This window comes from Mesorhizobium sp. M0854, from assembly GCF_040319815.1.
GTDB lineage: Bacteria > Pseudomonadota > Alphaproteobacteria > Rhizobiales > Rhizobiaceae > Mesorhizobium.
This window is the reverse complement of the sequence record NZ_JAMYOL010000068.1, coordinates 1-3,114: the sequence shown is the minus strand read 5'-3', so window position 1 is coordinate 3,114 and position 3,114 is coordinate 1. Positions and strand designations below refer to the sequence as shown.

General features: G+C 60.6%; 4 pseudogenes. 2 read left to right on the top strand and 2 right to left on the bottom strand.

Annotation, left to right across the window (positions count from 1 at the left end):
• Together NKH99_RS32500 and NKH99_RS32495 are read left to right on the top strand one after the other, a co-directional pair.
• Nucleotides 1-666 (top strand): annotated as a pseudogene (locus NKH99_RS32500) (IS630 family transposase); the annotation flags it as partial.
• Nucleotides 667-669: 3 nt separating this feature from the next.
• A pseudogene (locus tag NKH99_RS32495) lies at nt 670-954 on the top strand (transposase); the annotation flags it as partial.
• A 235-nt stretch (nt 955-1,189) separates the two neighbouring features.
• On the opposite strand, the pseudogene NKH99_RS32490 reads toward NKH99_RS32495, so the two are convergent.
• Together NKH99_RS32490 and NKH99_RS32485 are read right to left on the bottom strand one after the other, a co-directional pair.
• Nucleotides 1,190-1,354, bottom strand: a pseudogene (locus tag NKH99_RS32490) (transposase domain-containing protein); the annotation flags it as partial.
• A 17-nt stretch (nt 1,355-1,371) separates the two neighbouring features.
• A pseudogene (locus tag NKH99_RS32485) lies at nt 1,372-2,527 on the bottom strand (IS3 family transposase).
• Nucleotides 2,528-3,114: the final 587 nt, after the last annotated feature.

The window sequence follows — 3,114 nt, the reverse complement described above, 5'->3', positions numbered from 1 at the left end:
GCGAGCAGACCTTGGGCCGCGAAGTGCGCTCGATGGGCTACCGCAAGCTCTCGGCTCGCCCCAGGCATCGTGCGCAGGATGCTGAGCGGCCGAGACATTTAAGACAAACTTCCCCACCGCAGTGGCAGAGATCGCCGTTGGCCCCGCCAAAGGTAAAGTGATTGAAATCTGGTTCCAGGACGAGGCGCGGAAACAAAATCACCCACCGCTGGGCCAGGCGTGGATCAAGGCCATCTGCACCGCATGACCAGCGCACACGCTCCGTCTATATCTTCGGCGCGATCTGCCCCAAGCGCGGCAAGGCCGCAGCTCTCGTCATGCCATGACGATACCCATGGGATGAACCAGCATCTGATCGAGATCTCCCGAAACGTCGCCAACGATGCGCACCCCATCCTCATCATGGACCAGACAGGATTGCACACGTCCAACAACCTGCTGGTCCCAGAAAATATCACCATCCTGCCCCTGCCGCCGAAATCGCCCGAACTCAATCCCGTCGAAAACATCTGGCAGTTCATGCGTGAAAACTGGCTCTCGAACCGCGTCTTCAAATCCTACGAAGACATCGTCGACCACTGCTGCCACGCATGGCGAACTCTGCAAGACCGACCCTGGAAGATCATGTCCATCGGTCGCAGAAAAAAATGGGCGAATGAGTTCTGATCAATGAGGGCTGGTATTACGCTGCCGCTGAGCGGTTTGTCATCAGGCGGCGGCAAGTCCGTCGTCGCCCGTTTTGACGGCGGCATGCTGTCCTCGAACAGTGGTGTTCTGGCTCTGGCCGAGGTGGAAAAGTGGCTGCGTGTGGCCGAGCGTCTGGCGCGCTGCATCGACGATCCGCGCTGTCCGGACCAGACCGCCCACAGCCTGGCCGACATGATCGGCTTTCGTAAGAAGATGATCGCCGCCGGCAACGAGGATGGCAACGACGCCAACCGGCTGCGCTCCGATGGCAGACCCCCTTCGAGTTCGCCCACACCTTCACCCCGGGACGGGACACAGCGCTGCACACTATGATCAGCTCCGCGCCTGTGCCCGTCGCTCAAACCGCCCAACAGGGCGCTCGCTGGAGCGAACTCAGGATTGGACTTGGGGCCAACCTCAGTCCGTACGCATACGACGAAGCCCGCATGATTGGCACAGGCGCGTGCGCGCGGCGGGCTCTATGATGGCGTTGCGTGAAGGGTCAGGCGGCCTGCTGATCGGCGGGCTTGTCGGCTTCGCGCAGGCGCTTCCATTGCCAGGGCAGTAATTCGTGCAGACGCGAGGCGGGAAGATCGGCAATGCTGGCCAGGACGTCGGCGAGCCAAGCTTTCGGGTCGACGTCGTTGAGGCGTGGCGTGGTGATGATGACCTGCCACGGAATTTTCATCCGGCTGCAGTTAGAGCCTCGGCGGGTTTTACGCCGTATGGCGCGGGTTGAGCAACGGGTGATCGGCGGAGCTGGTCGGGGTTGCGCAGCCGATCGTCCGTTGCGGTGAGATTGGCGGCATAGGCCGCAGGCATGATGTGTCCGAGCGCCGAATGTGGGCGCGATCGGTTGTAGTCGTCTGCCCATTCGGCGATGGTTGTTCGGGCATGGTCGAGGCCGAAGAACAGGGTTTCGTTCAGCAACTCGTCCCGCATCCGCCCGTTGAAGCTTTCGCACAAGCCGTTCTGCATCGGCTTGCCCGGCGCGATGAAGTGCCATTCCACCTGATGATCCTTCGACCAAGCGAGGATGGCGTTCCAGGTGAACTCGGTGCCGTGATCGGAGACGATCATGCCCGGCTTGCCGCGCTGGGCGATCAGTTCCGTCAGTTCACGGGCAACCTGACGGCCGGAGATCGAGGTGTCCGGGATCGCGGGCAGGCATTCGCGCGTCACGTCGTCGACGATGTGAGCACGCGGAAGCGCCGGCCGCAGGCGAACTGGTCATGGACGAAATCCAGCGACCAGCGCGCGTTCGGCTTCGCCTGGACCACGCCTGGAGCGTCGCTGCGCACGGCCAGTCCTTCTTCGCGGTATAGCCGGTAGATGCGGTTGATACCCGATGCCTCGCCTTCGCGCCTGAGCAGAATGAACAGCCGCCGATAGCCGAAGCGCCGGCGCTCGTTGGCGAGGTCGCATAGCCGGCCGCGCAGTGCCGTCTCAGGTGGGCGACAAGAACGATAGCGGATCATCTTGCGATCAGCGCGCACAAAGGAACAGGCCCGCCGCTCCGACAGGCCCATCGTGGCCTGCAGATGCGCGACGGCTTCGCGCTTGGCGGCGGCCCCTACCATTTTTTTGAAAGAAGCTCGCGCAGTGCCGACGCTTCCAGCATCTGGTCGGCGAGCAGCTTCTTCAGCTTCGCGTTCTCGTCTTCCAAGGCTTTCAGCCGTTTCGCATCGGAGACGTCCATCCCGCCATACTTCGCCTTCCAGTTATACAGCGTCGCCTCGGAGATCCCATGCTTGCGCGCCACGTCGCCCGCCTTCGCCCCCGCTTCGTGCTCACGCAGAACCGCGATGATCTGCTCTTCCGTAAACCGCTTTCTCTTCATCAGTCCGTCCTTCAATCGAGGCCGGACTCTAATCTCAGATGGAGGAAAAACTCAGTAGCAGGGCACCGGCGTCCAGTCGTGAGCCCGTATCTCCATCTTATCGGGGAGCAGCCACCTTCCAAGGCTACAATGGATTTTAATGCGATTCGCTCTCGCGATTACCCATGTGTCCAATTGAAAGCGGCTCCAAACAATTATCAATATTCGGAACATATAATGCCATAAGTTGAGTTTACTGTTGACTTTGGTGAGCCGCCCCATGAACTCTGACACAGATTTATATTTTTCGGACGGGTAAGAACGCATGTCTGGTAGGGTCGATGTCTCCACCATCCGCCGCGAGTTCCCAGTGGCCAGTCGGATGGCCTATTTCGATTAGCTTCCAGACACCCTGTCGGGGCTGGAGAAGGTGGCGAACGCCCACTGATTCGACAGTCGTCACACTCCAGCCTGAGGCGATACCACTTGGGAGGTCGGACCATCTTGAGGTCAAAGGCACTGCGGCATTGGCCACTCCGCGGCGTAACCATCTCACCATCGAGATTGGTGATCCGAAAGCGGTTCATAGAACGCTCCATGGGCAGCGG